2 protein-coding genes and 1 pseudogene are annotated in these 1,160 nt (G+C 69.2%); all 3 read right to left on the bottom strand.

Translation table 11 applies throughout. The features are described 5' to 3' along the window. Window positions 1-215, bottom strand: a pseudogene (locus YU1_RS31435) (hypothetical protein); the annotation flags it as partial. Continuing rightward, the gene (locus tag YU1_RS0125760; RefSeq protein ID WP_029006474.1) at window positions 212-817 is read right to left on the bottom strand and encodes a DUF3486 family protein; all 606 of its coding nucleotides are present in this window, start codon (window positions 815-817) and stop codon (window positions 212-214) included. The gene YU1_RS0125760 and the pseudogene YU1_RS31435, both read right to left, overlap by 4 nt. A gap of 1 nt (window position 818) precedes the next feature. Then, the gene (locus YU1_RS0125755) at window positions 819-1,118 is read right to left on the bottom strand and encodes a VpaChn25_0724 family phage protein (protein WP_029006473.1); all 300 of its coding nucleotides are present in this window, start codon (window positions 1,116-1,118) and stop codon (window positions 819-821) included. Window positions 1,119-1,160 lie beyond the last annotated feature (42 nt).

Genomic DNA, 1,160 nt, shown 5'->3' with positions numbered 1-1,160 from the left:
CCCCAGGTGTAGCCGATGCGCCGGCTCTTCTCGACCACCAGCACGCGAGTGCGCGGATCGTCCAAGATGTCGATGCCGGCGCCCTGATAGGGCAGCAGCAGGCTGGGCAGGCGCCCGGCCGCATGGGCCTGCGGCAGCGCGAACAGGCTGGCCCGCCGCGCCTCCGCCCACTCCTGCTCGGACACCGGCCCGCCGCTAAGAGAGAGGCCATTCATGGCTTGGCCCGGATGCCGAGGATCTGCGCCTTGATGGCGTCCACGGTGTCGGCCGACAGGCCCTTGGCCTTGGCCACCGCATCCACCGTGCTGGAGGCCTTCACCGTGAACTCCTTGAGGATCTTGGACTTGGTGTCGGCGGAGATCCGCTTGGCTTCCTCCGCATGCTTGAGGGCGCGCGAGGCCATCATCAGCATCTCGGCGGTGTCGCCGTCCGCTTTCAGCTCACCCGCCTCTTCCAGCATCTCGAAGGTGAGGGTCTTGATGGTCTCGGACAGCAGCAACGTGATCTGCTCGGCGGTCTCGCCCTCGAACTTGGGAGTGAGGATGGCGGCGATGGCGCGGGTCTCCTCCAGGCGCCGGCCGACGGTGGCGAGGCGCATGGCCCGGCGGTTGAAGGACGAGCGCGACACCTGCGGGATCTTGTCGGGATCGGTGAGGCCCTCGCCCCAGGCGGCGGCGCGCAGGCGCTCGTTGAAGCCGTCGAGGATCTCCACCTGGGTGAGGCTGCGATCCTTGAGGGCGGTGAAGGCCCAGCTGACGGCTTCATCCGCCCAGTCCGGCAGGCGGTCGATGGCGTCGAGGCGCCCGCGGCCGGCCATGTCAGGCCTCCGGCCGCGACGGACGCTTCACGCCCTCGATCACCGCCTCGCGGTCCAGGTGCCGGCGGCCGAGGCCGGTGAGGCTGGCTACCTTCACGCTGCCCGCCTCCACCAAAGTGACCGCGCCCATCTCGGCCAGATAGGCCAGCTCCCCATGCACCCAGGCGCGCTCGCGCTTGATGCCGAAGGTGCGCAGCTGCTCTGTGAGCAGGCTGGAATTGAGGGTCTCATTGACCTCGCCCGCCAGTGCCCGCAGCAGGATGAGGCGGGCCTCCTCGCGGATCAGGCGTTCCATGCTCATGACCGTGCCCTCCGGCTGCGCGCCTCTTCCAGCAGGAACTCC

This window comes from Azorhizobium doebereinerae UFLA1-100, assembly GCF_000473085.1.
GTDB classification, from domain to species: domain Bacteria; phylum Pseudomonadota; class Alphaproteobacteria; order Rhizobiales; family Xanthobacteraceae; genus Azorhizobium; species Azorhizobium doebereinerae.
The sequence above is the reverse complement of the archived record's forward strand: the minus strand, read 5'-3'. Positions and strand labels throughout refer to the sequence as shown.

What these genes read in the sequence shown, in the direction of transcription:
- YU1_RS0125760 (WP_029006474.1), bottom strand. Translation starts at nt 817, where the DNA reads ATGGCCGGCCGCGGGCGCCTCGACGCCATCGACCGCCTGCCGGACTGG.
- YU1_RS0125755 (WP_029006473.1), bottom strand. Translation starts at nt 1,118, where the DNA reads ATGAGCATGGAACGCCTGATCCGCGAGGAGGCCCGCCTCATCCTGCTG.